The organism is Streptomyces sp. NPDC046335 (assembly GCF_055587985.1).
Genome location: NZ_JBVJFF010000023.1, coordinates 1 through 4303, shown reverse-complemented (window position 1 = coordinate 4303; position 4303 = coordinate 1). Strand labels below are relative to the sequence as shown.

1 protein-coding gene is annotated in these 4303 nt (G+C 71.0%); it reads left to right on the top strand.

What is annotated here, in order from left to right:
* Nucleotides 1-77: 77 nt before the first annotated feature.
* On the top strand, nucleotides 78-4303 hold a 4226-nt coding region (locus ACZ6JY_RS38415), incomplete at its 3' end, for a type I polyketide synthase (protein WP_469203858.1).

Sequence of the window (4303 nt, the reverse complement as noted above, 5' to 3'; positions counted from 1 at the left end):
GCACGAGCCGCTCCCGCTGCTCGACGAACAACTCGGTAGGTACTGAGCCGATGAACTCACCTGAAGGGTCCCAAGACATGTCCAACGAGGAGAAGTACCTCGACTACCTCCGCCGAGCCTCCGTGGACCTCCAGGAGGCGCGCGGCAAGCTGCGCGAGGCCGAGGAACGCGAGGTCGAGCCGATCGCGATCGTCGGCATGAGCTGCCGGTTCCCCGGGGGTGTGCGGTCCCCGGAGGACCTGTGGCGACTCCTGCGGGACGGCGAGGACGCCGTCTCGGAGTTCCCCACCGACCGCGGCTGGGACCTGGAAGCACTCTTCGATGACGACCCCGACCGGCAGGGCACCTGCTACACCCGCGAGGGCGCCTTCGTCCACGACGCACCGGACTTCGACCCGGCGTTCTTCAACATCTCGCCCCGCGAGGCCGCCGCGATGGACCCGCAGCAGCGGCTGCTCCTCGAAACGTCCTGGGAGGCCTTCGAGCGGGCGGGCATCGACCCGACGTCGCTGCGCGGCAGCAGGTCGGGCGTGTTCGTCGGCACCAACGGCCAGGACTACCTGGCCCGCCTGCTGACCGGCGCGCCCGAGGGCTACGAGGGCTTCCTCGGCACCGGAAACGCGGCGAGCGTCATCTCCGGCCGCCTCTCCTACACCTTCGGTTTCGAGGGCCCCGCGCTGACCATCGACACGGCCTGCTCGTCGTCCCTGGTCGCCATGCACCTCGCGGTGCACGCGCTGCGGCACGGCGAGTGCCCGATCGCCCTCGCCGGCGGCGTCACCGTGATGTCGTCGCCCGGGGTGTTCATCGACTTCAGCCGCCAGCGCGGCCTCGCGGCGGACGGCCGCGTCAAGGCGTTCGCCGAAGCCGCCGACGGCACCGGCTGGGGTGAGGGCGTCGGCCTGCTCGTACTGGAACGCCTCTCGGACGCCCAGCGCAACGGCCACCCCGTCCTCGGGGTGATCCGCGGCTCCGCGGTGAACCAGGACGGCGCGTCCAACGGCCTGACCGCCCCCAACGGCCCCTCCCAGCAGCGGGTCATCCGCCAGGCACTGGCCGCCGCACGGCTCTCCGCGGCACAGGTGGACGCGGTAGAGGCGCACGGTACGGGGACGAAGCTGGGTGACCCGATCGAAGCCCAGGCACTGCTGACGGCCTACGGCCAGGACCGCCCCGCCGACCGGCCGCTGTGGCTGGGCTCGGTGAAGTCGAACATCGGCCACACCCAGGCCGCCGCCGGCGTCGCGGGCGTCATCAAGATGGTCATGGCGATGCGGCACGGCGTGCTGCCGCGGACACTCCACGTGGACGAGCCGACCTCACACGTGAACTGGTCCGCCGGCGCCGTTCAGTTGCTGACGGAGGCGCGCCCCTGGCCGGAGACCGGCCAGCCGTGGCGCGCGGGTGTGTCATCGTTCGGCGTGAGCGGCACGAACGCCCACGTCATCGTCGAGCAGGCCCCCGCCGAGCAGCCTCAAACCCCTGAGCAGCCCGAAGCCCCCGAGCCGGTGGGGGAGGGCCTGGTGCCGTGGGTGCTCTCGGCGCGCAGTGCCGAGGCGCTGCGCGAGCAGGCCGCGCGCCTCAAGTCCTTCGTGGACGAGGCATCGGATCTGGCGGCGCCGGATGTGGGCCGTGCGCTCGTGTCCTCGCGGGCGGTCCATGAGCATCGCGCGGTGGTGACCGGCGCCGACCGGTCGGCGCTCCTGGCCGCCTTGACGACCGTCGCCGAGGGCCGGCCGACCGGCACCGCCGTCACGGGCGTGGCCGACGCCCCCGGCCGACTGGCCTTCTTGTTCTCGGGTCAGGGTTCGCAGCGGCTCGGGATGGGCCGTGAACTGGCGGGCCTGTATCCGGTGTTCGCCGAGGCGCTGGATGCCGTACTGGATGAGTGTGATCCGCGGGTGCGTGAGGTGCTGTTCGGTGAGGATGCCGAGGCGCTGAATGAGACGGGAGTGACGCAGCCTGCGCTGTTCGCGGTGGAGGTGGCGCTGTTCCGTCTGCTTGAGTCGTGGGGTGTTCGGCCGGATGCGCTGGCGGGTCACTCGATCGGCGAGTTGGCGGCAGCCCATGTGGCTGGTGTGTGGTCGCTGGCTGATGCGGTGAAGGTGGTGTCGGCGCGGGGTGCGCTGATGCAGGCGCTGCCTGGGGGCGGTGCGATGGTGGCGGTCCAGGCGTCCGAGGCGGAGATCGCGGCGGATCTGTCGGAGACGGTGGGCATCGCCGCCGTCAACGGTCCGGACTCGGTGGTGATCTCCGGTGTCGCGGAGGACGTAGACGCGGTCGCGGAGAAGTGGCGTGAGGCGGGCCGGAAGGTGTCTCGCCTGAAGGTCAGCCATGCGTTCCACTCGCCGCTGATGGACCCGATGCTGGACGAGTTCCGCCGGGTGCTTGAGGGCGTGTCGTGCCAGGCGCCCGCGATTCCGATCGTGTCGACGCTGACCGGTGTCCGAGCGAGCGCCGAGGAGTTGATGTCACCCGAGTACTGGGTGCGGCATGTGCGCGAATCCGTCCGTTTCGCCGACGCCGTCGGCACGCTCGTGGACGACGACGTGAGTACGTTCGTCGAGGTCGGACCGGGCGGCACGCTGGCCGCGCTGGGCCAGATGTCCGCGCCGGAGGCGGCCTTCGTGCCGGTACTGCGGAACGACCGCCCCGAGGCCCTGGCCGCAACGACCGCGGCGGGACAACTGCACGTGCGTGGCGTGCGGGTGGACTGGGAGGCGTTCTTCGCCGGTCGCGGCACACGGCACGTCGACCTGCCGACGTACGCCTTCCAGCGCGAGCGCTACTGGCTCGACGCCCGCCCCGCCGACATGGACGTCGAACTGCTTTCGCCGGTGGACGCGCGGTTCTGGGGCGTCGTGGAGGACGGCGACATCGCCGATCTCGCCCGCACGCTGGATGTGTCGTCGGATGCTCCGTTGAGTGAGGTGTTGCCGAGGCTTTCGGCGTGGCGCAGGGAGCAGCAGGGGCGCGCCACGGTGGATGGTTGGCGGTATCGGGTCGAGTGGCGGTCGGTGGCTGCGGCTGCCGGGTCTGGGCGCGTGGGTGGTGCTTGGTTGGTTGTCGCGCCGGTTGGTGAGGGGCGTGCCGAGTGGGTGCGTGCGTCGCTGACGCGTAATGGCGCGGTTGATGTGCGTGTCCTGCTGGTGGACCCGGAGGCGGTCGACTGGGCGGAGGAGCTGGCCGGCCTGTCGGCTCTGGACGGGGTCGTCTCGTTGTTGGGGCTTGCTGATGCGGGTGGGTCGGCGGTGCCTGCGGGTGTTGTGGCCACGGTTGGCTTGTTGCGGGCGCTGGGTGAGGCGGAGGTGCCGCTGTGGTGCCTGACGTCGGGTGCGGTGGCTGCGGGTTCGGCTGATGAGGTTGCCGGGTTCGAGCAGTCGATGTTGTGGGGTCTGGGGCGGGTGGCCGCGCTGGAGCAGTCCGGCCGCTGGGGCGGTCTCATCGACCTGCCCGAAGCGCAGGACGAGACGACCGCGGACCTGCTCGCAGCCTTCCTCGCCGAACCGAACGGCGAGGACCAGATCGCCATACGTGGCAACGGAATCCTCGGCCGCAGGCTGGTGCCCGCGCCGCTGAGCGAGGCCACCACCGGCACCGGCTGGACGCCGCGCGGCACGGTACTGGTCACCGGTGGCCTCGGCGCCCTGGGCGGACACGTGGCGCGCTGGCTGGCGGGGCACGGGGCCGAGCACCTCGTACTGGTCAGCCGGCGCGGCAGTGCGGCCGAGGGCGCCGCGGAGTTGGAGGCCGAGCTCGTCGAGCTGGGCGCGCGCGTCACCTTCGCCGCGTGCGACATGACGGACAGGGAGTCCGTCGCCGAACTGCTCTGGAGCATCCCGTCGCTGACCGCCGTCGTACACGCGGCAGGCATCGAGCGTTCGACCGTCCTCGCGGACCTCGATCCGGCGGACCTGGGTGACTTCGCTGATGTGCTGTCGGCGAAGGTCGACGGTGCGCGGAATTTGCATGAGCTGCTGGATGGTCGGCAGTTGGACGCGTTTGTGTTGTTCTCGTCCATTGCTGGTGTGTGGGGCAGTGGTGGGCAGGGTGCGTATGCGGCGGCCAATGCCTATCTGGATGCGCTGGCCGAGCATCGTAGGGCTCATGGTCTGCCTGCGACGGCGGTTGCGTGGGGTCCGTGGGGTGGTGGCGGCATGGTTGCCGGTGCCGGTCAGGGCGCGGCGGCGCAGTTGCGGAGCAGGGGCTTGCCGACGATGGCTCCGGAGGTGGCGATCGCGGGTCTGGCCACGGCGTTGGAGCGTGGTGACGGCAATGTCATCGTCGCTGATGTGGACTGGGA